This window comes from Ohtaekwangia koreensis (assembly GCF_900167975.1).
Lineage (GTDB): Bacteria > Bacteroidota > Bacteroidia > Cytophagales > Cyclobacteriaceae > Ohtaekwangia > Ohtaekwangia koreensis.
Genome location: NZ_FUZU01000001.1, coordinates 602,476 through 628,625 on the forward strand (window position 1 = coordinate 602,476; position 26,150 = coordinate 628,625).

General features: G+C 41.0%; 32 protein-coding genes. 15 read left to right on the top strand and 17 right to left on the bottom strand.

The window, feature by feature from the left end; all coding sequences use genetic code 11:
• Positions 1-88 precede the first annotated feature (88 nt).
• The 4 genes from B5Y40_RS02565 to B5Y40_RS02580 all read right to left on the bottom strand — a co-directional run bounded on the left by B5Y40_RS02565 (position 89) and on the right by B5Y40_RS02580 (position 2,572).
• A complete protein-coding gene (locus B5Y40_RS02565; RefSeq protein ID WP_079685138.1) occupies positions 89-412 on the bottom strand; it encodes a ribonuclease E inhibitor RraB in 324 nt (107 codons plus the stop codon).
• Between the two features lie 265 nt (positions 413-677).
• Positions 678-1,412 (bottom strand): hypothetical protein, encoded by a 735-nt coding sequence (locus tag B5Y40_RS02570; RefSeq protein WP_159453585.1) that lies wholly within the window; start codon positions 1,410-1,412, stop codon positions 678-680.
• Positions 1,413-1,729: 317 nt separating this feature from the next.
• Positions 1,730-2,212 carry a thermonuclease family protein gene (locus tag B5Y40_RS02575; protein ID WP_079685140.1) on the bottom strand — a complete coding sequence of 161 codons (483 nt, stop codon included), beginning with the start codon at positions 2,210-2,212 and terminating at the stop codon, positions 1,730-1,732.
• 57 nt (positions 2,213-2,269) lie between these two features.
• Positions 2,270-2,572 carry a hypothetical protein gene (locus B5Y40_RS02580; protein WP_079685141.1) on the bottom strand — a complete coding sequence of 101 codons (303 nt, stop codon included), beginning with the start codon at positions 2,570-2,572 and terminating at the stop codon, positions 2,270-2,272.
• Between the two features lie 154 nt (positions 2,573-2,726).
• Between B5Y40_RS02580 and B5Y40_RS02585 the strand changes: the two genes are divergently transcribed.
• Complete coding sequence (locus B5Y40_RS02585; RefSeq protein ID WP_079685142.1) at positions 2,727-2,936, top strand: helix-turn-helix transcriptional regulator; 210 nt, start codon at positions 2,727-2,729, stop codon at positions 2,934-2,936.
• Positions 2,937-3,354: 418 nt separating this feature from the next.
• Here B5Y40_RS02585 and B5Y40_RS02590 read toward each other — a convergent pair whose 3' ends face one another.
• The gene (locus B5Y40_RS02590) at positions 3,355-4,311 is read right to left on the bottom strand and encodes a hypothetical protein (protein ID WP_079685143.1); all 957 of its coding nucleotides are present in this window, start codon (positions 4,309-4,311) and stop codon (positions 3,355-3,357) included.
• A gap of 885 nt (positions 4,312-5,196) precedes the next feature.
• On the opposite strand from B5Y40_RS02590, the gene B5Y40_RS02600 reads away from it, so the two are divergent.
• A complete protein-coding gene (locus B5Y40_RS02600) occupies positions 5,197-6,426 on the top strand; it encodes a hypothetical protein (RefSeq protein WP_079685145.1) in 1,230 nt (409 codons plus the stop codon).
• 8 nt (positions 6,427-6,434) lie between these two features.
• On the opposite strand, the gene B5Y40_RS29800 is transcribed toward B5Y40_RS02600, so the two are convergent.
• The 12 genes from B5Y40_RS29800 to prfB all read right to left on the bottom strand — a co-directional run bounded on the left by B5Y40_RS29800 (position 6,435) and on the right by prfB (position 16,327).
• Positions 6,435-6,596 (bottom strand): hypothetical protein, encoded by a 162-nt coding sequence (locus B5Y40_RS29800; protein ID WP_221408947.1) that lies wholly within the window; start codon positions 6,594-6,596, stop codon positions 6,435-6,437.
• A complete protein-coding gene (locus tag B5Y40_RS02605; RefSeq protein WP_079685146.1) occupies positions 6,568-7,641 on the bottom strand; it encodes an NAD(P)H-dependent flavin oxidoreductase in 1,074 nt (357 codons plus the stop codon). The genes B5Y40_RS29800 and B5Y40_RS02605 overlap by 29 nt, the downstream gene beginning before the upstream one ends.
• 11 nt (positions 7,642-7,652) lie before the next feature.
• The gene (locus B5Y40_RS02610; RefSeq protein ID WP_079685147.1) at positions 7,653-8,102 is read right to left on the bottom strand and encodes a nuclear transport factor 2 family protein; all 450 of its coding nucleotides are present in this window, start codon (positions 8,100-8,102) and stop codon (positions 7,653-7,655) included.
• Position 8,103: 1 nt separating this feature from the next.
• Positions 8,104-8,838, bottom strand: coding sequence for an SDR family NAD(P)-dependent oxidoreductase (locus tag B5Y40_RS02615; protein ID WP_079685148.1), 735 nt, complete (start codon positions 8,836-8,838; stop codon positions 8,104-8,106).
• 4 nt (positions 8,839-8,842) lie between these two features.
• Complete coding sequence (locus B5Y40_RS02620; RefSeq protein ID WP_079685149.1) at positions 8,843-9,061, bottom strand: tautomerase family protein; 219 nt, start codon at positions 9,059-9,061, stop codon at positions 8,843-8,845.
• A 17-nt stretch (positions 9,062-9,078) separates the two neighbouring features.
• A complete protein-coding gene (locus B5Y40_RS02625) occupies positions 9,079-9,624 on the bottom strand; it encodes a YceI family protein (protein ID WP_079685150.1) in 546 nt (181 codons plus the stop codon).
• A gap of 111 nt (positions 9,625-9,735) precedes the next feature.
• On the bottom strand, positions 9,736-10,308 hold the full coding sequence (locus tag B5Y40_RS02630; protein WP_079685151.1) for a Crp/Fnr family transcriptional regulator: 573 nt from the start codon (positions 10,306-10,308) through the stop codon (positions 9,736-9,738).
• A gap of 192 nt (positions 10,309-10,500) precedes the next feature.
• Positions 10,501-11,550: a cellulase family glycosylhydrolase gene (locus B5Y40_RS02635; RefSeq protein ID WP_079685152.1), complete on the bottom strand. Its 1,050-nt coding sequence runs from the start codon at positions 11,548-11,550 to the stop codon at positions 10,501-10,503.
• A gap of 317 nt (positions 11,551-11,867) precedes the next feature.
• Positions 11,868-12,908 carry a formylglycine-generating enzyme family protein gene (locus B5Y40_RS02640; RefSeq protein ID WP_079685153.1) on the bottom strand — a complete coding sequence of 347 codons (1,041 nt, stop codon included), beginning with the start codon at positions 12,906-12,908 and terminating at the stop codon, positions 11,868-11,870.
• A 72-nt stretch (positions 12,909-12,980) separates the two neighbouring features.
• Positions 12,981-13,952 carry a polysaccharide deacetylase family protein gene (locus tag B5Y40_RS02645; protein WP_079685154.1) on the bottom strand — a complete coding sequence of 324 codons (972 nt, stop codon included), beginning with the start codon at positions 13,950-13,952 and terminating at the stop codon, positions 12,981-12,983.
• 49 nt (positions 13,953-14,001) lie between these two features.
• Positions 14,002-15,171: an MFS transporter gene (locus B5Y40_RS02650; protein ID WP_317043544.1), complete on the bottom strand. Its 1,170-nt coding sequence runs from the start codon at positions 15,169-15,171 to the stop codon at positions 14,002-14,004.
• 57 nt (positions 15,172-15,228) lie between these two features.
• Positions 15,229-16,327, bottom strand: a protein-coding gene (gene prfB / locus B5Y40_RS02655) for a peptide chain release factor 2 (protein WP_143785576.1) whose coding sequence is annotated in 2 segments (ribosomal slippage) — positions 15,229-16,266 and positions 16,268-16,327 — 1,098 coding nt in all. Because the reading frame shifts where the segments join, the coding sequence is not laid out codon by codon here.
• Positions 16,328-16,367: 40 nt separating this feature from the next.
• Between prfB and B5Y40_RS02660 the strand changes: the two genes are divergently transcribed.
• The 13 genes from B5Y40_RS02660 (at position 16,368) to B5Y40_RS02720 (ending at position 26,145) form a co-directional block, all read left to right on the top strand.
• Entirely contained in the window at positions 16,368-17,174 is an 807-nt protein-coding gene (locus B5Y40_RS02660) for an outer membrane beta-barrel protein (protein ID WP_079685156.1), read from the top strand.
• A 114-nt stretch (positions 17,175-17,288) separates the two neighbouring features.
• A complete protein-coding gene (locus tag B5Y40_RS02665; protein WP_079685157.1) occupies positions 17,289-17,639 on the top strand; it encodes a hypothetical protein in 351 nt (116 codons plus the stop codon).
• Between the two features lie 105 nt (positions 17,640-17,744).
• The gene (locus B5Y40_RS02670; protein WP_079685158.1) at positions 17,745-18,374 is read left to right on the top strand and encodes a DedA family protein; all 630 of its coding nucleotides are present in this window, start codon (positions 17,745-17,747) and stop codon (positions 18,372-18,374) included.
• A 127-nt stretch (positions 18,375-18,501) separates the two neighbouring features.
• Complete coding sequence (locus tag B5Y40_RS02675) at positions 18,502-19,335, top strand: MotA/TolQ/ExbB proton channel family protein (RefSeq protein ID WP_079685159.1); 834 nt, start codon at positions 18,502-18,504, stop codon at positions 19,333-19,335.
• Between the two features lie 26 nt (positions 19,336-19,361).
• Positions 19,362-19,961: an ExbD/TolR family protein gene (locus B5Y40_RS02680; RefSeq protein ID WP_079685160.1), complete on the top strand. Its 600-nt coding sequence runs from the start codon at positions 19,362-19,364 to the stop codon at positions 19,959-19,961.
• An 18-nt stretch (positions 19,962-19,979) separates the two neighbouring features.
• Entirely contained in the window at positions 19,980-20,498 is a 519-nt protein-coding gene (locus B5Y40_RS02685) for an ExbD/TolR family protein (protein WP_079685161.1), read from the top strand.
• Entirely contained in the window at positions 20,495-21,295 is an 801-nt protein-coding gene (locus tag B5Y40_RS02690) for an energy transducer TonB (RefSeq protein WP_079685162.1), read from the top strand. Before B5Y40_RS02685 ends, B5Y40_RS02690 begins: the two co-directional genes overlap by 4 nt.
• A complete protein-coding gene (locus B5Y40_RS02695) occupies positions 21,295-21,519 on the top strand; it encodes a hypothetical protein (protein ID WP_079685163.1) in 225 nt (74 codons plus the stop codon). Before B5Y40_RS02690 ends, B5Y40_RS02695 begins: the two co-directional genes overlap by 1 nt.
• A gap of 2 nt (positions 21,520-21,521) precedes the next feature.
• A complete protein-coding gene (locus B5Y40_RS02700) occupies positions 21,522-22,457 on the top strand; it encodes a PstS family phosphate ABC transporter substrate-binding protein (protein WP_079685164.1) in 936 nt (311 codons plus the stop codon).
• Positions 22,458-22,560: 103 nt separating this feature from the next.
• Positions 22,561-24,195, top strand: coding sequence for a tetratricopeptide repeat protein (locus B5Y40_RS02705; RefSeq protein WP_079685165.1), 1,635 nt, complete (start codon positions 22,561-22,563; stop codon positions 24,193-24,195).
• A gap of 138 nt (positions 24,196-24,333) precedes the next feature.
• Positions 24,334-25,026 carry a MotA/TolQ/ExbB proton channel family protein gene (locus B5Y40_RS02710; protein WP_079685166.1) on the top strand — a complete coding sequence of 231 codons (693 nt, stop codon included), beginning with the start codon at positions 24,334-24,336 and terminating at the stop codon, positions 25,024-25,026.
• Positions 25,023-25,421 (top strand): ExbD/TolR family protein, encoded by a 399-nt coding sequence (locus tag B5Y40_RS02715; protein WP_079685167.1) that lies wholly within the window; start codon positions 25,023-25,025, stop codon positions 25,419-25,421. Before B5Y40_RS02710 ends, B5Y40_RS02715 begins: the two co-directional genes overlap by 4 nt.
• 352 nt (positions 25,422-25,773) lie before the next feature.
• Entirely contained in the window at positions 25,774-26,145 is a 372-nt protein-coding gene (locus tag B5Y40_RS02720) for an NADH-quinone oxidoreductase subunit A (protein WP_079685168.1), read from the top strand.
• Positions 26,146-26,150: the final 5 nt, after the last annotated feature.

Consider the following 26,150-nt stretch of genomic DNA (forward strand, 5'->3'; position numbering starts at 1 on the left):
TGATTGTCTCCGGTCAATTGGTCCAAACTGTCACAAATCACAAATTCTACCGCCATGATTTATATACATCGTTGTGCGCTGTTGTGGTCTACTCGAAAGCTCCCCATCCGTCATACTTGAAACCGTGCTTGTTAGCGAAATACGTTAACGATGATTCAATCGCTAACATCTTGTCTTTGTCGAGCTTCATGTCGATGATCACCAATATATCCGAGCCGCTCGTTTTTAAATTTTTGAAAGTTATTTCATTCTGATTCAAAAAAGAATCGATTGAATTCTGTGTCGAAGAGTCGGCATGAGCAATAACGAATTCGACTTCATAAGTCTTTTCTAACCCAGGATCATTTGGTCTAAATCTGTCGATTGCATCAAGAGTCGCTTGTATTTCGTTCTTTGTTAATTCTGATTTCATATGGATTCTCTGTCCAGCCACAATTGCGCACAACGTTTAGCTATAAGACGTATGCGTGTAAGTACCTAAATCTTTGTCCCACGTTGCTACCGAAATTTACTAGCACACACGTTAAGAACCTACGGATACAGTTACGTTGTCGTTGACTTGTCTCAAGTCGACCGTTACTATTTTGTTGGCGTGAACGAGTCCACGTTTATAAAACTGTCGGAAGAATTCGGTTTAAAGTCGGCCGTCATTCTCCGGGGTGTTGTAAGCGGTTTGCTCAGTGATATAACCAGAAAGCTGCTATTGCTCCATTTAAATTGTCTAACTTTTTCTTTGTCAATTTATCAAGAAGATAGTAAGTGTCTAACTTATTATCTTGATATAGAATGTACTTCCCGTTTAAGGAATATGAGGCATTTTTTCCTTTTGCAATTAAAGATTTATCTCCTGTTTGCATATCAAATTCGTAAATTCTATTATTTCCACCAACGAACATTCTAGTATCCATACCTTCTAATAGAATCTTGTCCAAGGTTGGCGAAATTTGTGGGTGGCAGAAGCCATATAGATAGTCAATTCGGGAGCTATCAGCATTCCTTTCACTTAGATTTTTATCTGTACTCCAGGCTATTTTATTGTTTTTATAAAGTCTTACCCAGTTGCCATTTACATTGAGTTCATATTCAGAAAAAAAGAATTGGCGAGTCGCTATATGTTTTTCTTCAAACTCAGGTTTCATTAAGATAGGATAGGAACTGATCTTTTTAAATACATGACTTTTGAATTTTTGGGTTATCAACTTTCCTCGGATTTGGAAATAGCATACTAAACTATCGTCTTTTAAATCATATCCTACGAGTTTACCAAACGCATCCCCCGAAAGTTTTTGTGTTTGATTAGCAGTTAAGTCTAATAAATTTAAAGCTTCGTTGTTTCCCTGATATAACAAAATTTGTGAATGCAGAATTAGATTGAAGCTTAGGAAAATTAATAGACAAAAAAAGTATCGCATAGAGTTTCAATTTTTATGGGGTTACGATTATGGCTAGCAATGCCAAAGTACAAAAACTTTTTGGTCCAAGCCGTCACTCTCCTCGTGCATGTGCCATTATTAATCCCCATCAGAGTCACCGGCCTCCGGGACTCTGATGTTCTGAGACGCAATCATCAAATGGAAATATAGGCTAACTATTCTTGCTAACCTCTTCTGCTTACGCCATTGTCATGTGGGCATTAGGATTTTGCTGCGACTATATATTAACCCCATCAGCGTCACCGGTCTCCGGGACTCTGATGTTCTGAGACGCAATCAACGAATGGAAATATAGTTTAACTATTCTTGCTTGCCTTCTTCTGCTTGCGCCATTGCCACGGTGGTGTTGGGTTTTGCATCGACCATATTTTGCGGTGGTGACTTTTTGCCTGATGCTCAAGCTCGGCCCAGTGTTGCGTGTTGTCGTATTGTTTATAGTGCCACGCCAGACCTGCGCGCAATAGCGATTCGTTTACGTTGGTGGTGTCTACTTTTACGATGGCAACCGTGCGGCCATAGCGATCTTTCTTGGTAGTTAGTATCGTTACGGATTTACCTGCGATGAGGTTGGATATATACTCTTTTGCTACGTTGCCGAAGTCTTGTCCTTTTTCGGGGCAGTCTACACCGTGCAGACGGATTCGTTTTTTCTGGTGGTTGTTTAATAGAATCGTGAACGTGTCGCCATCGGCTATCTTTACTACTTTGCCCGTGAGGGTTTGTGCGTGCAGTAAAACATGGACAAAAAACAGGAGTGTGAATAAAAGGACTATGCGCATTGGGCTGCTAAACTATAAATAATAAATAAACGAATGGTAACGATTTTATTTTATAGCCTATTGTTTTTGTTTTAAAAGCTCGCTATATATTTCTGTGGCGAGTTGGGTTAGTTGTTTTTCACGTTGCGTGATGTTGGTTAAGTCGATGGTTTCACTTTGCCGGGTGAGGTTGTAATATAGGTTGAGGATGGCATCATTCTCTGTATCGAGGCCGATGAGGTTGAGAATGGTTTCGCTCAGGTGCAAGTGATAATCGCCAGCACCAAGCCCAAGTGTATTTAACCCGTTGATGAGTTTGTTGCTGATGAGGTCGTCTTTGATGAGAGATAAGATTAACTGATTGGTATATTTTTGAATCATGACTTAATTTTTATGATTCAATACTACATAAAAATGATTAAATACGAAATAAGTATTTCGTTTATAGTCATGTTTAGTTCGTTTTAAATCATTTAATTGTCTGGCTATCAGTACGTAGTTTTGGCTGGTAGTTGAGTTACTTTAGATTATATCCATGCCAAAAAAAGAGATCAACAGAATTAAGCTTGTGCTTGTTGAGAAGAAGAGAACTAATAAATGGTTAGCAGAACAATTAGAGATTGATCCTTCCACCGTTTCTCGTTGGTGTACAAATGATATGCAACCTTCATTAGAAACTCTTGTTGCAGTTGCAAAGGTTCTTGATGTTGATGCAAGGGAGTTGATTGTATCGACTAAGAAGTAAATATTATTTTACTTGTCTTCGCATGTACTATAAAGAGAAAGGGCTTCTTTCGTAGAAGCCCTTTCAATCCATTCATTTTTTAAACTTGATTCGGATTCTCTTAATCCTAGAAATCAATACGATTAATGCGATTATTACTATTTTTAGCATAAATCTGCGTTAAGTATAATTCCGCACGAGGAGGAAGTAAGCGGAAATTATTACCAACACATTGCATGCAAAATGTTAACCTATCCACTTCCCCTTGGAATGGGATTTAGTATCATTATGTAACTTTTGCAACTTAAAGTAAATCCAGTAAAATTGTCGACTCAGAATAATATTGTTCGACTGTAATGATTGTAAATTTGCGTAAATAGTCGCTCTTCGTGTCTTTAGTCCCGTCTAACGTTTTTTGTAATGCAAGGTTTCGCTAATTCTATTTTCTGAAGCTTTTAAGCCACGAAAAAACTTTTAGGGGATCGGTAAGAAAATTGTCCTCTGTAAATTTTTCACTTAAGGAGAATGTAACTTTTGTTTGAGAAGCGAACTTCTTGTAGAAGGTCTCAGCATCCGTGAATGGCGATGGGATAAATACTAGCACTTTTTGTATTTTGTCTCTAATCTTTAAATCAAAATTTACAATAAAGCAATTTAGTTTTCTGTCAATATATATTCCTTCAGATGTCTGAATTTTTCGCATTGCTTCTAATTTTAAAATTCCATACGATTGAAGTACATCTAAGTCCGTGAAGAGTATTTGTTTTCTTATTGCATTATAGTTGCTATTGAAACTAATTAGATGTCCAAATTTTTGAAACAGCAAAAGATAAGCAATTCTTAATATGGCTATGTTGACAATTTTAATAGGCGGTGAATGAAAGTGGAAATCTATTCCTGTAGTTAATATTTTATCCAATTGCCGAAATTTGTCGTGACGTTGTTCGCCTTTTTTAATGTTGACTTTAAATAAGAAAGTATCATTGTTGTGTATTGATAAATTTGCAGAGCAAGTAATTTTCCCTCCAGTATAATTTAATGTAGTCGAGGGAATTCTGATTTCAGCACCGATATCACCAGTAAGGAATGACTGTACTTTTATATACTCAATTAACTGTGCATCCATTTTATGGCCCGAAAAATTGTTGCATAGCTTGCATGTAAGAATGATGGGTTTCCCGCCTAGTTGAGCTGGCGGTACGTCTTCGAGTGTTAAGTGATTTTCTCTTGTAGTATCAAGGTAATCCTTTGTGAAAAATTTACCGCACAGTGGGCACATTATTGTGTCATCAAGCAAAGTTGGTGGAGGTATCGTAAATTTGTATTCTGCTTTGGTAATTTTCCAGTTTTTGTTATAGATCTGGAAGAGTTTCTCTCGCTTATCACTGCCTTTCATATCTATATTATATAGGTACAATCATGTAAGTGTAATGTATAGCATATTTATAATGTGAGCAATTCAAAAGATTTTTTTTAGTATATTTATAATATATCAAAAATTAAGATGATTAAAGATATAGAGCAGTATGGCGAAAAGACATGGTGCTTTAAAGAGTGTTTTTTTTAAAAAAACTTGTTGGTAATCTAACTAATGATATGATCCTTTCGATGGAAAGCAAAGGCTATATTGATAGAATTGAGTATTGTTCACCAAACGAGATGGATAAACTTAAAAGACATATTCAAGATGGTGATCTTTGTGAGATAGTTGATAAGGATTTAAAGGCTATTTTTCTTGTTTTCAATGTTAAATTTTTTGATGCCAATGGTATACGATTTACCTTAGGCTTAGTTCGTCTATTGTAAAAAAAAGAAGTACTCTCTCGATTGATATGAAAACTAACCTTGACGGAGTTAAGTTAAAGATGTTTTCGCTGTTGAAAATTTTATCCTACTTGGTAATTTCCATCATTCTACTTTTCATGGCCGCCTCCCAATCAGGCGCTGTATTCTCTCCTAAAGTTCATTTGTGTGTTTATGCGCTCTCAGACGCAGCTATAGCATTCGTGGTTGCTTGGATATTTATAAGAGCAGAACGAATCTTTAAGAGACTATAAATTGATTTGGAAACTCGATACGCTCTTAAAGTTCTTCAAAGGTATAGTAATAGGTGTTGCCAGTTTTTTGCAATCGTACAGTGTTGCTTGTCGGGGTTTATTTAACCGAGCGGTATACTAAAATGAATAAGAAAACCGAATAGGTAATTGTTGTGATAATGGCCACTCAGTTGTTAGCAATTGTTAAATTACGATATTTGATTTTTCAACCTTGCACATATAAAATGAATGTATATTTATCTAAGTTGCTTCTGTTGCTCTTAGTTGTTTTTTCATTGGACGGATTCTCACAGTCTAATTTGATTCCGATGATTTATGTGAACGGGAATCCGCAAGTTTATATTCAGGATATCAATATTGTTAGTGATAAAGTATTTTTAGTTGACGGCCTGTACACAGGTGATGTTTTGCTAGGAAAAGATACGTTGCGATCTAGTATGGAAAACCCTAAGCGATTTGTCAGTCAGCTCAAGAACGAAACTCTTCAGCGTTCTATGGTTAGCGATGGTGTCGTGTTAGGGGTGACGAAAAACGCCTTTTGCGTTGTGGGGGATGGTAATTCATTCCATGGGAAGAGTATATCAAAATTTAACCTAAAGAATGAACTAATATGGAAGTATAACCTTTTACTTTCTGATTCCTCTTCTCATATGGTGGCGGTAGCGGATATCTGTTTTGATGACGAAGGAAATACGTACATGTTGTTTACGGCAGATGTTCATGGGGTTGTCAGGTTAGGTAACGATAAAGTTACAGGCCCGAGTACTTTTGTTGCTAAAATTGGAATAGCCGGAAATCTAGTATCCTATCGTAAGATTGCCGATAAATATTATTGCTATAACAGAATGCTAATTAAGGACGATAAAGTTTGTGCATACTCAACTAATCAGTTTTATCCTGCCGCCTGTGTTTTAGATATGAATTTGAGTGAAGAAATCCAAGATAAAAATCTTGTGCAGTTTTGTAAGTATAAAGTCTGGGATAAGACTAGTTATTATAGAATGATAGAAGCTGGGAAGCGACCCGAACGATTATTTTTAGTCGAAAAATATAACGCTAAAGAAAAGGATTTTGTTAGAAATGAAGTGTTTCGGGATACGCTCCGCTTTCAAGACGAGATATATCAATACGAACTCTTTGATTTTAGTAAGACTGAAATAGTTGTAGTGTATATATCTCGAGGAATAATAACGCCAGGTCCTCGGTGTAACCAATATGTCAATGTATTGAAGATTCGTAAAAAGAATCTTGCTATTTCTGAACGCACTGTAATTGAGTGCGATTGGCTTCGTGGAAATGACGATGTTGTTTTCTCCCTATCAGGAAGTTACTTATATATTGGGCACGAGTATAATCCGAGTCGTAAGCTCAAAATTGGAAATCTTGAGTTTGTGGATAATACCAATGGAACTGCATCAAAATCATTTTTTATTGTAAAGCTACCGTTAAAGTAAACTTATATTCATCGACCGCCACCGTTCGCCAGTGTATATACCGTTCGCGTAGCATCGCCGTTCCTTCTATAGGAGGTAGCGACAGAAAGCTCGAAGCGAGGCTGAGTACGGTCTACTAGTATCAACTCATTCGGTATATATTTACCCCATAATCCTAGACGTCTCCTCAATCAATGACTTCATAAGCGCTTCAGCTTTTGTATGCTTGAGTATAGGTGCAATTTGTCCGCCCCAGAACAAGATCATACTCCACTTCTCTTTTTCAATGGCCGCTTTTCGTAACGATGACATAAACGTTGTTTGCAACGGGAAGGGAAGAAACTCGCTTTCTTTTCCAAGTAGTTCTGTCGTGATGCTGTTCGCGATGCCGCGGCCGAGTCTGCCGGTAAACGCGCGTGTTAATGTAGTATACTTTGCAGCATCGGAGAATAACATTTGCCTGTGCACCGGCAACGCTCCGGATTCATCGCACGCCAAAAATGCAGTACCGATTTGCACGGCATCTGCCCCTAACATAAATGCGGCTGCAACGCCCCGGCTATCTGCTATACCACCGGCAGCGATAACCGGTATCTTTACTTTTTCGCGGATCAGTTGAAGTAGCACAAACGTACCGGTGATGGATTGCTCGGCACGTGCTAAAAAAGAAGGACGATGACCACCTGCTTCAAAACCGGAAGCAACGATCATGTCTACTCCGGCAGCTTCCAGGGCAATGGCTTCGTCAAGTGTAGTAGCAGCGCCCACGGTTTTTATACCGAGCTTCCGACATTGCTCAAGTATATCTGCTGAAGGTATACCAAATACAAAGCTGAATACTTTTGGTCGCGTATGCAGTATAACATCCACCTGGTTTTCGAAACGCGATGTAAAGGGTGCAGGCTTTTCGGGTAACGGAATTCCGGCTTCATCGAAGTATGGTTTGAACAGTTGCTTCGCAGCATCAAAATGTTCATCTGAAATTGTACCGCCAGGTGCATCGGTATCAGATACCCAGAGGTTAATATTATAGGGCTTGTTTGTGGCTGCTTTTATCTGCTTGTCGATCGCATATATATCCTGCGGATTTAAAGTATATGCGCCATAACCACCGAGCCCGCCAGCATTTGATACAGCCGCTACCAGTGCCGGAGATGAAAGACCACCACCGAAGGGCCCTTGCATAATCGGGTAATCGATCCCCAGCATTTCTGTTGCTTTTGTTTCATACCACATCGCTTTACAATTTACTTGTTAATATCGCTCATCATCTTGTTTACGAGAAACCATTTGCCATCGATCTGATGGAAGGAAAGAAATTCATGATAATGGAAATCATACATTCTCACCTTCAGCTCCGCCATGGCGATAGAATTTACTACTTTGATTGATATAATTTCATGGATAAATATTTTTCCGGAGTCTTTCGGACTCTGACGGTTTTTAACACCCTCGATATATTGACTAAGCGTTTTCGCGTAAGGCTGTCCTTTTACATCGCCAAACAGTAACGTGCCGGGGTGGTATAGCTCCTTCAAAAGATCCAGGTCACCTTCATATATACCTTTAAAGTAATTGTTTTCAAGCAGCTTGGTAATGGTTGCTTTGTCGTCCTCGTTTTTCATTGTGAATGTTGGTTGTGCTTTTATACCCTGCCCTGCGCAGAGTATAAAAGCGGTTATAAGAAATGTTTTCATGTCAGTTTAAATTATGCCCGGCTGCTATACCTCCGTCTACGTTGATGATCGCTCCAGTTATAAAATTGCTCTTGGCCACCGTGTATACCATCTGTGCTATATCTTCCACCTCACCAACACGGTTCACCAAATGCAGACCTGCGCTTTCATCAGCATCACCGCTGTGCATGGGCGTACGGATAAAGCCGGGTGCAACGGTATTGACGCGGATGTTGTGCTTTCCAAATTCGGCAGCCAGCTGAATGGTAAGTGAATGTATAGCGCCTTTGCTCGAGAGCGGTGCGGTGGTGGGCACGCCACCAAAAGCATGATTCACAATGGGCGTACCTATATTGATGACAACGCCATCGTGTTGCTTCAGCATTTGTGGTATCACGGCTTGTGTAGTGAAGTATGTACCCTTCAGGTTTGTATTCAGAAATTTATCCAGGTGTGCTTCGTCTACTTCCAGAAAAGGGCGGGTCTCAAATATACCTGCGTTGTTTACCAGTACATCGGCAGAGCCAAATTTTTCTACTGCTGTTGCCACCAGTTGCTCGCCCGTATGTTTGTTGCTTACATTGCCGGCAACCATCGCCAGGTTATCGCCTGCACCAAGTTCTGCGAAAGCCTTTTCAAGTTTATCTGCTGTTGCTGAATTGATCACCACATTATCACCCCGCTCTAAAAAGTAACGGGCTATTTCTTTTCCTATACCGGACGATGCTCCGGTAACAATGATCGTTTGCTTTTTCATACGCTTATTTTTTATCGGCTGTGATACCTTTCTCGCGTAGCACCGATACTTGTTCACCGGCATATCCCCAATTGTCCAGATCGATTTCCTGTATCGCTATATGTGTCAGGTGCGGATCTTTGTTCAGCGTTTCTGTGATCAGGTCTGTTATACCTTTGATCAGAATTTGTTTTTGTTCACGCGTAACGCCTTCACGCGTTAACTCAATTTTTACGTATGGCATGACTTTACAAGTTTCGTTTAAATTACTGCGACAGCAGCTTTTGCAGTGATGCTTACATTCAGCTCAAACTCATTGTATATAAGTGTATCGCCGAGGTCTTTAAAGAAGTTACCGGAGCGAAAACGCATGCCGTACTTGGTGCGATCGATCACGATGTTGCCATGGGCTGTGATCCGATCGTTCGTGTTGTCAATTTGCGCATCAAAGGAGATGGGATGTGTAATGCCTTTGATGGTAAGATCACCGATGATGTGATGAACTTTGTCGGAGACCCGTTTTGAAGAAGTGATTGCCAGCTCAGCTTCAGTATATATAGCGGAGTTGAAAAAATCATCGGATGCCAGGTGGCCCGCAAACTGTGCGTTGGTAGCAGGGTCTGTTACATCGAGTATCTTAATAGAAGTAGTATCGATGATTACCTTACCACTTTTAAGCTGACCGTTTACAAAGGTTAGTGAACCTTCTTTAAGCGCTATAGTTCCGTTGTGTGCGCCTGTTACTTTGCGCCCGATCCAGTCGATGTTACTGTGGGCGTTTACAATTTCAAATGTTTTAATTTCCATGTTTGTTTTGTTTTTATTACAACACAAACTTGGCGCGTTGTGATCAGGAACTTACGTGACCTACATCACAATCTAAAAGCATAATGAACGTATGTGATGTACATCACATTTTCAGGGATTATACAGGCGACTAAGTGTTTCTCTTGAAACGCCCAGGTAAGCGGCTATTAAATGTTTCGGCACCATGTTATATAGCGCAGGGTATTGCGCCAGCAATTCTTCATAGCGATGTTTGGCGTCATTGTTCATAAAGGACAATAATCTCTTCTGACTCGCAACGTACCCTCTATTGGTGCGCCAGCGAAAAAAGTGCTCAACCTCGTGTATCTCTTTGCAGAGCTTTTCGCGGTCGCTGTTTGATATATAGAGCACTTCGGCATTGGTAACACAATCTATATTTATAGTGGCCTTAACACCGCTATAGAGGGCGTTGTAATCGGATGTCCACCAGGTGGGCATAGCAAATTGAAGGATGAACATTTTCTGATCATCGTTGATATAAAAAGATTTGAGACAGCCATCCAGTACAAAGTATTCACGCTCCACTGTATCACCGGCTGCTAGAATTACCTGTCCTTTTTTAAAGGATTGGGATTTGAAATGTGAAAAGAAATAGTCGAACTGATCATCCGTCAGCGCTATAGTTTTAGCAATGTGCTCTTTTAAGATTTGATGTGATTGCATTCACCAAATTAATAACAATCATGTGATATTAACCGATGTGTATTGAAAAATAGCGAAGTCCCGTGTTCAGTGCAAGTAATTGTTGATGTCCGGGATATAGTATAAAGGCGCCTCCGGTTAAGGGAGACGCCTTGGTTTAGTACCCAACGATATTAAAGTAAAGTATATATGCAGATCATCTGCGATCGTTCTCTATAATAATCCCCAGCCAAATCTTACGCGGAATACACCGGAAGCATTTACAGTTGATATGGTGATGTTGTTACCGCTGCCGCCACGTCTTAGTAAGCTATAGGAGTCATCGTCACGTAAACCTGGCCAATAAACGCTTGCTACCTGGTCGTTGCGGAATACATTGCTGCCGCCTACTATATATGCAATCTCATTTTCAGATTGTGGACCGTTGCGATAATCTTTGCGTGTACTCATAGGCGCACCAAATTCAGTAACTACAATTCTGTTTTTATAATTCCCCATGCGGCTTCTCCAATCTTTTTCCCACCCTGCAGTAGAGCGTTTTCCCCACCATGCATAGTTGTGAAGTGATAACAGGCAGCTGCTAAAACGTTTATCTGCACCTACACCGGTAACATTTTCAGAATAGCCCGTACCTGATAATAGAATTCTGCCTCTTGGTACATTCGGGAATTTGGAAAGAAACTCCGCATATATACCGGTTAGTTGCGACAGTGAATAGCCGTGTGGCTCGTTGAATACTTCGAAGTATACATTGTTATTGCCCCCATATTTTTTAATTACGGTTGTCCACATTTTCCAGAATGCGGTATTGTTATCAATCCTTCCATCCTTCGATGAGGATGATTCCCAGCAAGCCAGTATAACTTTCATTCCTTTGTTAAGTGTCTTATCGATGGCTCCGGTATAACTTCCCCACCATCTCTCTGCAACAGAAGGCGGATTAATAGGCAGACGTATCGTATTGACACCGGATAGATTTTTTATAATACCTGAAACAACAGCGTCAGCCTTCGCGGAGGCACTATTATAGCTATCATTGCTGGTAAGACCGGATGGAATAACCCAGCCATCTACAAAATTATCGCGGCCATCGGCCCAGTTTACACCTGAAATTCCGGCAGCTCCTACTTTCGCATTACTTTGATCGACCGTAGTGGTAGTAGTTGTGCTGGTGTTGTCAGGAGTTACGAGCTCTTCACTTACACAGGCATGTAATAGAGTGAAGAGCGTGAATGCTACAACGGGTAGAATTAGTTTTTTCATACGTTCTGGTTTTAAGTTTATGATGATGCAAAGTAGGCCTACCAAGGCTGCGCGAGCGGGGACGATTCGATACTTCTTAGGGGGCAGTTGAGGATTATCGTAATCGATTGAAACAAGGTTAAACGAATAGTCTACAAAGAGTGGACTACGTACGTACTAAGACTACCAATCACTTTTAATGGCAACCAACGAAGCAGATATATAGTAGGTGTATAAATCTGTTGTTTTTATAATAACCTTATTAGTGGTATATATTTAATTGGTTATATATACTATATAAAAGTATATACAATATGATGCGAAACGTGATATACGCATCAGTCTTTAACGCATCGAAATCCGATGTGCGATAAACCGCTGTCAAATGCTGTTCCCTGACGCGCGCTGGGTCTGTAGTTTAGACAATAGTTATTCGCGCATAGAAACGATCCCCCTTTTGTAACTCGCTTATGAGCATAGGGTTCATTCGGATCGAAAGACTTTTCCGGACCTTTTGGATTTTCGGTTAGAGCATTCCTGGCAAGTGTCTCAAAATAATTTGCATCGTACCAATCGCTGGTCCACTCCCAAACATTGCCGATCATATCATATAGTCCATATTCGTTGGCGGGAAATGTTTTTACAGGAGCAGATCCTTCGAAGCCATCTTCTTTTAAGTTGTTAGCCGGGAAGCTTCCTTGAAACGTATTCGCCATAAACTTTCCTTGCGGATTTACATCGTTACCCCAGCTATAGCGTTGCTGCTCTTTTCCTCCGCGTGAAGCAAACTCCCACTCTGCTTCAGTAGGTAAACGTTTGCCGGCCCAGGTTGCATAGGCCAATGCATCTTCGTACGAAACATGTACTACAGGGTGATTCCATTTTCCATCCAAATTACTTTGTGGTCCTTCAGGGTGTTTCCAGTCTACGCCTGTCTTCCATTCCCACCACAATGTATAGTCATTGGACATAACGGGTTGGGTAGGCGCATGGAATACCAGTGAGCCAGGCATCAACACACTGTCGGGCGGCTTTGGTGTATCGGGCGGAAGTTGTTTGCGTAATTCTTCCCATACCGGTTTGCGTTCGGCTGTAGTTATATAGTGTGTTGCTTCGGTAAAAATCTTGAACAGCTCGTTGGTAACTTCGGTCTCATCCATCCAGAAGCCTTTTACTTTTACACGATGCGCGGGTCGCTCGTGTTCATAGGTGTCCAATTCATCAGAGCCCATTATAAATTCGCCTCCCGGAATCCATACCATACCTTCCGGCTTTTCTTCGGAGGAAGAATTCGCTGAAGCATCTTCACTGCTTTTTGATTTGTCTGTGGTACAGCTTATCAGAAAAGGTAGAATTAAGAACAGGAGTGTGGCTCTCATACAAAGGGTTTATAAAGTATAGGATGAAGTATAGGTTGACAATAAACGTAAGCTATATTTTAATACTATAGATTAATTCGCAGGTGCTTTTCGAATTGCTTTCAGATACTCCTGGTAATACTCGTTGGGTGCATCCAGCTGTTGCCGGAGAAGTCCTTTTCTTTTCTCAGCATCTTTCTCCCACCGGAAGAACCACGAGAATCCATAGGGCCCTGCATAGTAATCCGTTTGTTTATATACTTTATCGGCCAGTGCAGTGGTGAGATCTGAAAATGTATACCCTTTCTTTTTCAGTTGCTCCAGTAAGGTATCAAGGTAATCAGCATGTAATGCATTCACGTGTCCTAAAAATATCTGCGGAACCTTTCTGCCGTATAGCTGTATAGACAGATTTTCAAAATAGTCGAATGAAGAAAGCGTATAGTCGATATAGGCTTGTGCTATACGTTGCGCCTTGGCTTTGTCATTACCATCCAATGCCTGTTGATAAAGCGTATTGAAAAGATAGTCTGAGCTCTCTATGGTAAACGGAGTATTAATATACCCTCTCGCGGTTAAGAAAGATTGCATCTCTGCTTTTGTTATACTGTCTTTGCCCAACGCATTGAAAGGGAAACGAAAGTAAAGCAACGTTTTGTTGGTGCCTTCCAGTAGTTTTTTAGTAATCACTTCGCCCTTTATGATTTCGTCTTTAAACTCAGCAGGCTTGATGCTGGTATAATTCAAATGACTGTAGGAATGGTTCCCCGCGGTAATCAATGGATTGATGAGCCATTGTTTCAATATAGCGATGCGTGCATCAGTTTCGCCTTCGCGGATCAGGGGGCTTTCGTTTATAAATATAGTAACGGGTGCTTTATGGTGCTCGATAGCCTGGAGTATTTTATGGTTGGCTTGTTCGATGGTCTTCAGTGATGTCTTCTCACTCCAGGCTGTAAACGGCACATCATCCAGTGTGATGGTCACTTGTTTTGATTGCGCTATACTTTGTATGCAGAGTAAAATTGTAAGACAGACGAGGGGTATATATTTTTTGAAATGCATCTTCTAAAATAGAAGTAATTTCAACTACAGGCAATGTATAAATCGGATTTCAGGAAGTCGCTTTGATAGACGGGCGATGGAGCATGAGAAAGATAAACGCCATGGCTGCAAAAGCGCAGCAAACCGTGAAGATCGCAAAGAAGTTTGTCGGGTTGTTTCCATATATAATTCCCGAAGTCAACGCACCAACACCGATACCCAGTTCCATAAATATATAGAGTGATGCGACACCGCGTCCTTTGTGATGCTCATGACTGAGGTCTGTTGCCCAGGCGAGCAGGGTGGGAGAGGTGGCACCTTGTGCAAAGCCATACATCACCACACCGCAGATAAGCATACCTAAAGAATCTGCGAATGCGATCACCAGCATGGCTATAGCGATCAGGCTTGTAGACACACGAAGAACAGGCTTGCGTCCCCACCGGTCCGATGCTTTTCCTCCAAGCAATCTTACCAGTAAAGATGCTATGGTGAGATACGCGAAGAGTCCACCCTTATTTTTAATTCCCATAAACTCCCCTATATCTGGCATCATGGTATACATGGCGCCGTAGGCATACGCACTCAAGCCCATTACAATACAAGGCACCCACACGCGTGGTTCGAACAAGTCGTGTCCTTTTACTTTCAATACCGATACATGGAATTTATGTTTGTCGCTTAGTGTCTCGCGGATGCCAGCCAGTATAAGTATAGAGAGAATGGCAAAGGCAGAAGAGCAATAGAACATGGCATTCAATCCGAAGTTGTTTGCAATGGTACCTCCAACGGCAGGGCCACACGCAGAACCCAATGTTCCGGCAGTGCCTAATAAGCCCATCGCTTCTCCTCTTCGTTGAGCCGGTATAATATCGGATAAGTATGCTGACTGCCCCGTAGGCGTAAAGCCAGTTGAAAAGCCGTGCACCAATCGCAGTAATAAAAATCCAGATATAGAAGTGAGTACAGGATATACCAGGCTGCAGATAAAACATACGGCAGAGCCAAACATCATAACGGGTACACGCCCAATCTTGTCTGCTAACTTGCCACTGAAAGGACGCGAGAGCATTGCTGTTACCGTGAAGAGCGCGATGATGAGTCCTTTATAGTTAGCACCACCAAGCTTTGAAAGATACGCGGGCAATTCCGGAACGATCATGTTGAAGCTCGCGAAGAACAAGAGCGAACTAACGCATACGAGCCAGAATTGAGGAGTGTAGATTTTAGTGTTAATCAACGAAGTAGGGAAGTGTCTGCAACTATCGCTGCAGACACTGTTAATTATAAAACTATCTTACGCTTGTTGAGGCTGTTCTTGTGCGCCTAACAAAAACGCTTTTATAAAATCATCGAGGTCGCCATCGAGAACGGTTTGTGCATCATGACGTTCTACACCTGTGCGTGCATCCTTCACAAGTTTATAAGGATGTAGTACATAGTTCCGGATCTGCGAACCGAAATCAATTTTCATTTTGCCCGCTTCAATCTTATCACGCTCGGCATGTCGTTTTTCCATTTCGAGCTGATATAGTTTTGACTTCAGCATTTGCATGGCACGTTCACGGTTGGCATGTTGAGAGCGTTCCACCTGGCAGACGATTACTATACCGGTTGGCTTGTGTGTGAGTTGAACTTTCGTTTCAACCTTGTTAACGTTCTGACCACCGGCACCTCCTGAGCGTGACGTTTGAATTTCAATGTCAGCAGGATTGATGTCGATCTGAATAGAGTCGTCAACTTTCGGGTATACAAATATCGAAGCAAAGGAAGTATGTCTTCGCTGGTTCGAATCGAACGGAGAGATGCGTACCAGTCGATGTACACCAATCTCAGCTTTGAGTTTACCGTACGCGAAAGGTCCGTCAATTTCGAGTGTAGCAGATTTTATACCGGCAACATCACCACTTTGATAATCGATCTGCGATACTTTATAGCCGCTCTTCTCGCCCCACATTATATACATGCGGTTTAGCATCTCGGCCCAATCCTGACTTTCAGTTCCACCCGCTCCGGGGTTAATTTCAACAACGGCACTGAGCTGATCTTCTTCTTTGCTCAGCATCTTTTTGAACTCGAGCTCTTCAATGGCCTTTGATGTCTTTTGATATTCAAGCTCAAGCTCGTCTTCACCGACATCGCCAGCTTCATGAAATTCATTGAGTACATCCAGGTCGTCCATTAATTTGGAGACGTGTTCAAATGCATCAGTCCAGATTTTTTTGGCGCGGATGTTTTTTAAAATGACCTCAGCTTGTTTAGGGTTGTTCCAGAAATCGGCTTGCCGAGTGATAAGTTCTTCATCGTTTACTTCGAGGCTCTTACGATCGTAGTCAAAGATACCTCCTCAAGGCACTAACACGAGCCTTCAAATCTTTCAACTGTTCAGTTGTCATCCAGATTTTTGTTTAAATTAGGTTGCAAATATATCCGATTATGAGAAATACCCTTCTGTTGATTTTTATTTTCGGGGCTTTTATAACCGATGCCCAAATAAAACGAGTGGCTATTACTGCTGCAGCAAACTATCCGTCTATCCCCAATGTAACCAATACGTATAGCATGCAAACTACTATTCCCACGAGCACCGGGTATGGTATCATGCTTTCATCCGGAAGCTTTGAACAACAATACGATGAAAAGCCAGGCTTTGATTTCTCAGGCCGCGCGGATTATACTTTGTCACGCAGATTTTTTGTAAGCTCGGGTCTGGGTGTTTCGTATAATCGTTTTAAGAGAACTGGATCTATACTCAGCCTCGAAGATTTTGCAACGCAAAGCGGTGTTACCGGTGTGACAGTATATAATGGTGTACCCGTTGGTTCATTTTATGGAGTGACACCGATACGGAACATTTCTGTTTTTCATCCGTCGGAAAATCTTGGCAAAACTTCCGTGGTATATATTCAGGTGCCGGTGATGGCCGGTGTTAGTTTACTAAGAGACAAGCTTTTAGTGCGTGGGGGTGCTACGTTTTCCGGATTGATCCATGCCTCTGAATATAAGCAGCGCTATGAGGCATCCGATGGATCATTTCATGATTATAAAGACAATAATAAGGACGGGTTTAACAGTATGCTCGCGGGCTTAACCTTGAATGTGAGTTATTATATAGTTCCTTCGTTAGGGATTGATCTTACCGCGAACAAATTTCTCTCTTCTATCTATAATATAGACGATGAATCAGATAAGGCAAAAATGACCTTACTGTCGTTAGGCGTAAGTTACTCTATTGTTAAATAAAGTCTGATAAGTCTATATTGATCTGAGAAAATTATCGTTTCAGAGTCACTTTGTGATATTTAATAGTGTCAACGACCGATTTCTGGAAAATTTTCGTTTAGATTTGCCGGCAGTATGAAGAGTGAAATAGAGAAAATGAAACCGATCGTGAGCCTCTTTCTGGAGGGGTTGATGCTTGTTTTTATTTTTGTTTACTCTCAGAATAACATAGCACCTTCAGCACATCACACAGACGACTCACCTTTACGAGGTATATTGTCTTTTCATGAAGTTGTATTGCGTTCAGGTTGGTCATCTGAATCTATAAACAAACAACTTCCTCAACAGCCTACTATTCTTACTAATATATTCCCACCCGTTACAACTGATGAGACTAACATTACTCTGGCGATGAGTGATGCTCTTTCAGTCAATTCATTTGAACGTAATACTTTTTACATCACTGCGTCAGATAACGTCCCGTAAGTCCGGTTGACCTGCTATTGTTGCGCTTTTGTAAAAAAAATCAACATCCAAATCGAAAACTTATATATTTAAAATTCTTTGGCTAATAGTATTAGCTAAGTGGCTATGATTTCAACGGCTTTTTTATTTGTGGACTTGCTCAATCCGGAGGAGATTATTAAGTGGGGTGGTTTGACGCTTCTTCTCTTTATTATTTTTGCCGAGACTGGTTTGTTCTTTGGTTTTTTTCTTCCAGGCGACTCTCTGTTATTTATAGCAGGTATCCTGAGCGACTCTGAATATCTGTCCATTAACGTATGGGTGTTGGTTCTTTTGCTCACCGTGTGTGCCGTTGCCGGTACATCTGTAGGATACGGATTTGGCCGCTGGGCAGACGGATATTTAAAGAATAGAAAGGAGAATTTCTTTTATAAGAAAAAATACATGGATCTGGCTCAAGACTTTTACAATCGCTATGGAATGATGGCCTTTGTAATGGGTAGATTTTTGCCCATAGTCCGTACATTCGTTCCTATCCTTGCCGGAATGGTTCGAATTGAATTTGGAAAATTCTTTTTTTTCAACGCGGTAGGGGCAGCGGTCTGGATTATTGTCATGGTAATGGCAGGACATTTATTGGGAAATATTTTCCCGACCATTACTGACCACTTAGAAATCATTGTAGCTGGAATGGTTTTACTTACGGCCATACCGCTCATTATTTCATGGCAACGAAACCGAAGTGTTGAAAAATGAGATGAGGAAAACGAACCGAAATAAATTTGAAATATTTAATTGTATTCTGTGACTATTGCACACTCTTTAAATTATTATAATACGCAAAATTTCCTAAACTAAAAACCATTAACAATTAACATTCACTATGAAAACTACACAAACTTCTTCTTCTTCTTCTTTATCTGAGAGCTTGAAGTCTGGATTTGCGGCATCTGTAATCCTGATAGAACTCGTTATAGGCTTTCTTATCTGGAAATTTGTGCTGGGTAATCCCGCAAACTTTGAAGGTGGCGATCCTGCCTCTCACCCGCTTGAAGGAAACTTCTTAGGTATTTTCTATAAAGGAGGATATTTAGTACCGTTGGCGATCGGTATGTTATTGATGGCTTTCACATTCGCTATTGAACGTGCATTTACCATTGGCCGCGCGAAAGGTAAAGGTAATGTAAAGGCTTTCGTTCAACGCATTCGCTTATTAGTAGCAGGTGGTAACATCTCTCAGGCAATTGCTGAGTGCGATAAGCAAAAAGGTTCTGTAGCGAACGTAGTAAAAGCTGGTCTTGTTAAATACAACGAACTGGTAAATAATAATACGATTGAAGCAGAAAAGAAAATCGCGATGATCCAGAAGGACATTGAAGAAACGACACAGCTTGAAATGCCAATGCTTGAAAAGAACCTGGTAATTCTTGCAACGATCGCTTCTATCGCTACGCTGATCGGTCTTTTGGGAACTGTATTGGGTATGATCACGGCCTTCGCTTCTATGGCACAAGCTGGTGCTCCTGACTCAGTAGGTTTGGCGAACGGTATCTCTGAAGCTCTTATCAATACAGCGCTTGGTATCGGTACATCTGCAGTAGCAATCATTTTCTATAACCTGTTCACAAGCAAGATCGATGCATTGACATACGGTATTGATGAAGCTGGTTATAGCATCGTGCAGAACTTTACTGCTACGCAACAAGGAAAGCATTAATATATAACTAAACGAATAAGTGACGTATGGGAAAAGCAAAAGTACATAGGACGCCTCCTTCACTGGATATGACGCCTATGGTAGATTTGGGCTTCCTGTTGGTGACATTCTTTATGCTCACGGCAACAGCAGCGCCCGATGAACCGGTAGCGGTGGATATGCCTTCGTCTGTTTCGGAAATCAAAATGCCGGAAACGGATATTCTCCTGATCACTGTTGCAGATGATGGTAAAGTATTCTTTAACATGGACGGTAAATACAATCGTCAGGAATTGTTAAGGAGTATGGGAGAGCGCTACAATATTCAATTTTCAGATGATGAGATAGCGCGCTTTGCAGTAATGTCAACTTTCGGATTGCCAATTGGACAATTGAAAGAGTTCATTAATCTTAAACCAGATGAGCGTAAGCAGATTAATCAGCCAGGCGTTCCGGTAGATTCATTGAACAATCAATTGAAAGACTGGATCATCTTCTCTCGTATGGCAAATCCGAAGCTTCGGATTGCTATTAAAGGTGACTCTGATACCAACTATCCGGTAGTAGAAAAAGTGATCAATACGCTGATTGATAATAAAGTCAATCGCTTCAACCTGATCACGAACATGGAAAGAAATCCTTCATAATATTTAAACCCTACAGAAATGGCAGAAGTAAGTCAAGGTGGTGGCGGTGGTGGTCATAAAAAAGGTGGTAAAGTCAGAGCCAAAAAAGCGTCAACCAAAATTGATATGACGCCGATGGTGGATTTAGCATTCTTGTTGTTGACCTTCTTCATGCTTACCACGACTTTCAATAAGCCTCAGACCATGGAAATCACCATGCCTGAGAAACCCAAGCCGGAAGACAAGCTTCCGGAAGTGAACGAAAAGAAAGTAGTTACGCTTGTTTTAGGAGACAATGATAAAATCTACTGGTACCACGGTATCACAGATCCTAAAATCGAAGTAACTGATTTTTCAGCAAATGGTATTCGTAAAGTGTTGATGACACAGAGTTCGCAGATACCAGGTATGATTCTTCTGATTAAACCATCTGAAGAGTCGCGCTACAAAAACATGGTGGATATACTCGATGAGATGAATATCACTAACATGCAGCGTTATGCCCTGGTGCCCATTACACCTACGGATAAGGAACTCATAAAAGAATCTAATTTATGAAAGCAGAACAATTAAAACCGCAGCAGTGGGAAGACATCATCTTCGAATATCGTAATAAGGAATACGGTGCATACGAAAACCGTAAGTCTTATTCGAAGCATGTGCTTCTGGCGGCTCTCATTACGGTGTTGACCGCAGCACTTGTACTGGCTTATCCTAAAATCGTAGAATGGATCAAAGGCCAGCAAGAGCAGGAGGAACCTGTGTTGAAGACTGTAAAGTATACAGATCTGGCACCACCTCCACCAATTCAAAATACTCCTCCTCCACCACAGGTGAACATTCCACCTCCAGTGAAGACAATCATCAAATATTTACCTCCACAGGTAACAGATAAAGAGATTGTTGAAGAGGAAGAGATGCCAACCATCGAAGAAGTAAAACAAAACGATGTTGGTTCCGAAAACATTGAAGGTACTGGTGAAGTAGTATTCGATGAACCTGTTCAGGAAGTTGTTGCAGAAACAGAAGATGAAGACAAGATCTTCATGGTTGTTGAGCAGCAAGCTGAATATCCAGGTGGTTTGGAATCTATGGCTAAATTTCTTCAGAAGAACGTGAAGTATCCTGCAGCTGCACGAAGAATGGGCATTGAAGGCTCAGTATTCGTAAGCTTCGTAGTGGATAAAGAAGGTAAGATCAGCGATCCTCAGGTAGTAAAAGGTATCAGCGCAGAATGCGATAAAGAAGCGATCCGCGTTGTAAACCTGATGCCACCATGGAAACCTGGTAAGCAAAACGGCAGAGCTGTAAAATCTCGCTTCGTGTTGCCTATCAAGTTTAAGTTGGCAACCTAATGAAAACGGAAACAGACGAGTATAAGATGACAGGTATGGATATGGTCATCAAATACTTTGGACTAATCATGGCAGCCGCCTATATAGGTATAGGCGCTGCCCTGATTACTCGCCCCGACATCATTAATATTAATGGGGCTTATGCTCTGCCTTTAGGAATTCTTCTTATTGCGTATGGTTTATTCAGAGCATTTAAAGTTTACCAGCGATATTTTCAGAAGTAGATATGAAGATTGTTTTTCATAGTTTCATTATAGTATTCTTAATAGTTGGAGCCTGCTCGCAGCGTGATAAAAAGGGAAGACCTTTGGATACGCCTACGTCAGGCTCCATCACTATTGCTGTAGACGAGTCCTTGAAACCTTTGCTCGATACAGAGGTTGATACTTTCATGGGCCTTTACAAACGCGCTCATGTTAAAGTAATATATACTTCGGAAGCAGAAGCCATGCGACAGCTCTTGCTGGATAGTGTGCGACTTGCAGTCATCACGAGGAAGTTGGAAAGTGAGGAAATTGAAACTTTCAAAGCCCAGACGATTAAGCCTCGGCTGGTAACGGTAGCAAAAGAAGGGATCGCCTTGATCCTCAACAATGCTAATCCTGATAGTACCATTACTATCCCACAACTTAAGGACATTCTAACTGGTAAAATTACCAAGTGGAATCAGCTTGATCCGAAAGGAAAAGCTACTCCTATTGAAATTGTATTCGATCAGCCTACATCAGGTATACTACGATATTTAAAAGATTCTCTTTCCATTGATTCACTCCCTGCAAACTGCTTCGCAGTTAATAACAATCCTGCGGTAGTGGACTATGTATCCAAAAAAGAAAATGCAATCGGATTGATTGGCGTAAGTTGGATCAGCGATAAAGATGATTCGACCACTAATGTTTTTTCGAATGCTGTACACATTGCCGAGCTTTCAAACGATGGTGTCGAATATTTCCAACCGTATCAGGCATATATTGCTCAAAAACAATATCCTTTGGTACGAGAAATCACGATTGTTAGTCGTGAAGCCCGCGCAGGCCTTGGAAGTGGTTTTATGGCCTTTGTCGCAGGTGAAAAAGGACAACGGATTATTTTGAAAGCAGGTCTGGTTCCGGTCACAATGCCCGTACGTATTGTAGAAATTAATCGCCAACCATTATTTTAGCATCCAGATTGTCCGTAATTTTCATTCTCTAAGCGTGCCAACACCAGAGAATGTGATATGGCATCGTGTTTGTTTACGTAACATCTAAACTTAAAATAAACTCATGAAAGAATTAATGAAACGAGCATGGAGCGGAGGGTTAATGCTCTTATTCTTCATCGCTGCTGCCACGCTTGCTGTAGCTCAGGAGCTCCCGGTTGTTAAACAAGCCCGTCAACAGATTGAAATTGAACAAACCAATAAGGCAGTTGCTACGCTTACAGAAGCTGTAAAAGCAAACCCTGCTGATGCATCTTTATTATACTACCTCGGAGAAGCTCAAATCGCGAATGGCGAAAAAGAGAAAGCTGAGATTTCTTTTCAGAAGGGACTTGAAGTAAATGCTAAAGAAGCTTTGAACCTGGCAGGTAAAGGACATCTGCGCATGCTTGAAAACAATGTAGCAGAAGCAAAGACTTTGTTGGATCAGGCATTGGCTCAAACAAAATCTAAAAATCCTGCTGTATTGAAGGCTGTAGCAAATGCGTATCTGGCAAATGATAAATTTACCAATGATGCATTAACGTTGTTACAGAAAGCTAAATCTATCAATAGCTCAGACTATGAAACTTTCATCCTGTTGGGTGATGCATATACTAAACTTGTAAAAGGTGGTGATGCTGTAAGCGCATTTGAAACTGCTGCATCGTTAGATCCTAAAGGCGGAACACCACAGTATAAAATTGGCGTGGTATATCAACGCTCCAAAAACCTGACCTCTGCAGAAGAACATTTCAACAAAGCTATAGCAGCGGATCCAAACTATGCTTTGGCATATAAAGAATTGGGTGAATTGTACTATGCTCAGAAGAAAGCACCGGATGCGGTAAAGGCGTATGAGAAATACTTGGCGCTTACTGAAAGACCTGAGCCTGCAAAACTTCGCTTTGCGTTCTTCCTCTTTATGGCAAAAGACTACAAGAGAGCGAACGCTATATTTGATGAATTGCTGAAGCGTCCTGATGTATCGCCTACGGTATATAAATATGCTGCGTATGCCGCAGTTGAATCAGGTGACTTAGAGAAGAGCGAGAAATTATTTGAACAGTATTTTGCGAAAGCACCGCAGACGGAAATCCAGGCGAGTGACTATGTATATGTAGCGAAAATGTATCAGAAGCAAACTAAAGATTCTTTAGCGATCATCAACTTCAAAAAGAGTTTAGAGCTTGAGAAAAATCCTGAAATTGCAGCGACTGTAGCGGATGCATTCTATAAGCAGAAAAAATATCCGGAAGCTATTGATGCCTATAAACAACTTAGAGGTATTAAGACCAAGTTAACAGCAACAGAATTGTTTGCTTTAGGAAAAGCATACTATTTCAATAAGCAGTTCAATGAGGCGGATACTACATTTGGACAATTGATCGAAGCGCAACCTGCTATTACAACAGGATATGCATGGAGAGCAAAATCAGTTGCTAACCTTGACCCGGAATTAAAGCAAGGTCTTGCCAAGCCATACTTTGATAAAGTAGTTGAGATTGGTGAAGCGAATCCTGACAAAGGCAAACCCGATTTGATAGAAGCATATTCATATCTTGGTTATTACTATGATACGAAAGGAGATTTTGCCGCAGCTAAAGCTACATTTGAGAAGCTGAAGGCAATCGATCCGACGAACGAAAAGTCGAAGGCTTATCTTGAAGCGCTGAAGCAAGCGAAAGCTCAACAGAAGAAGCCGAAGCCAACCAACTAATTCCGATACAATAATCCTTTGAAAGCACTCGTTCTCTAAGAGAATTTTTTACAGTGCTTCCCGACATAAAATCTTACAAATGGTGATAGTAGCAAGTAATTTGCTACTATTGCCATTAAAATAATCCCAAGTCTTACAATGCTCAGCATCCTGACTATTCTTTTGCAGATATCCACATCCGTGGATACTACTTCTGTAACCACTTCTGCTGATTCGTTATCTCTATTGGATATGGTTATGAAAGGCGGTGTGATCATGATCCCGATCGCTATCCTCGGTTTCATTGCCACATACTTTTTCTTCGAACGATTTTTATACCTCAATACTGTTACAAAAGAAAAGAAGGAGTTCGTAGCCTCTATTAAGCAATATCTGAAGAATGCAGACATAAAGAGCGCGCGGATGTATGCTGCTCAGGATGGATCTGCTACAGGTAAAATTCTACAGGTTGGTCTCGAACACATCGGGAAGCCTATGAAGGAACTCGAAAGCATGATGGAATCGGCCGCTAATATTGAAGTAGCAGAGATGGAGAAGAACATGGGCTATCTCGGTATCATTGCTGGTGTAGCGCCGATGCTTGGATTCATTGGTACAATCTCCGGTATCATTCACATCTTCTATAATATCTCACAAACAGATAACATCACGATTGGTATTATCGCGGGTGGTCTGTATGAAAAGATGATCACCAGTGGTGCAGGTCTCTTTGTAGGTGTAATATCCTATTGCGCATATCACATTCTGCAACAGCGTGTAAACATCTTTACTCTCAAAATGCAGAAAGATGTTTTTGAGTTTATGCGTTCCATCCTTACTCCAGAGTCATGAAGATCAGACACCGGAAACAGTTTGCTCATGAAGTGGCGACATCCTCGCTCAATGATATCATGTTCTTTTTGCTGCTGTTCTTTCTGATTATATCAACCGTAACCAATCCGGCCGTTATTAAAGTGCCGTTGCCAAAATCTGGCGCCAACCAAAGTGTTAATCGGTCGCCCATCGCCCTCGTTGTAACCGAAGACAAACGCTACTTTATCAATAAGCAACAGGTCGGCTTCAGCCAACTTGAATCTACCCTCATCAAACAATGTGCTGGCATGGCAGATCCCACTGTTGTGGTGCATATTCCCTATGGAGCTTCTGTCCAGGATTTGGTGAGTGTTGTAGAAATTGGCGCCAAGAATAAAATCCGGATGGTGCTGGCAACAGAGAAGCCAAAGTAATTTACTCTCGGTCTCGTATCCGCGCAACGAGACTCCTACGCTACAGAGTACATTTTCTAATCTTCTTCTAATTCTCAAGAGAAATATAGCTTGCTATTTATAATCAATCTATATAACAATGATTGTGTCCAATAAACACATCAATCAGAATTTTATTTCATCTAACAATGGTATAGCTTTCATAAGCTTTGCCCTATACAAATAGCATAGAAGCATTATTCTTGGTGTGCAGCATGTGTGAACTTTCCCACGCTATAGAGTGTAATATTTCAAGAAAGATAGTGTCGAAATTATTATTCTTCTTTTGTGGAGTTTGAAGGATAAAAAACGAAATTTACCGCATTCTAACGCTATGGAGAATTCAGATTTAGCACAATACCTTCCGATCGGATTAATGTTTCTTTTCGCGATGGGTTTCATAGTAGTCACCATGATTGCTACACATGCACTTGGTCCAAAACGCAAAAGCGCAGTGAAGCTCGATACATTTGAATGTGGTATTGAAGCTAAGGGTAACGCCAGAGTTCCATTCAACATAAAGTACTTTCTGGTAGCGATCCTGTTTGTTTTATTTGATGTCGAAGTGATCTTTATGTACCCTTGGGCTGTTAACTTCAAAGAGCTCGGAGTAACAGGGTTCATTGAGATGGTCACCTTTATCGCTTTGCTCCTGGTAGGATTTTTCTACCTGATTAAAAAAGGCGCATTGAAGTGGGAAGATTAAGAGAG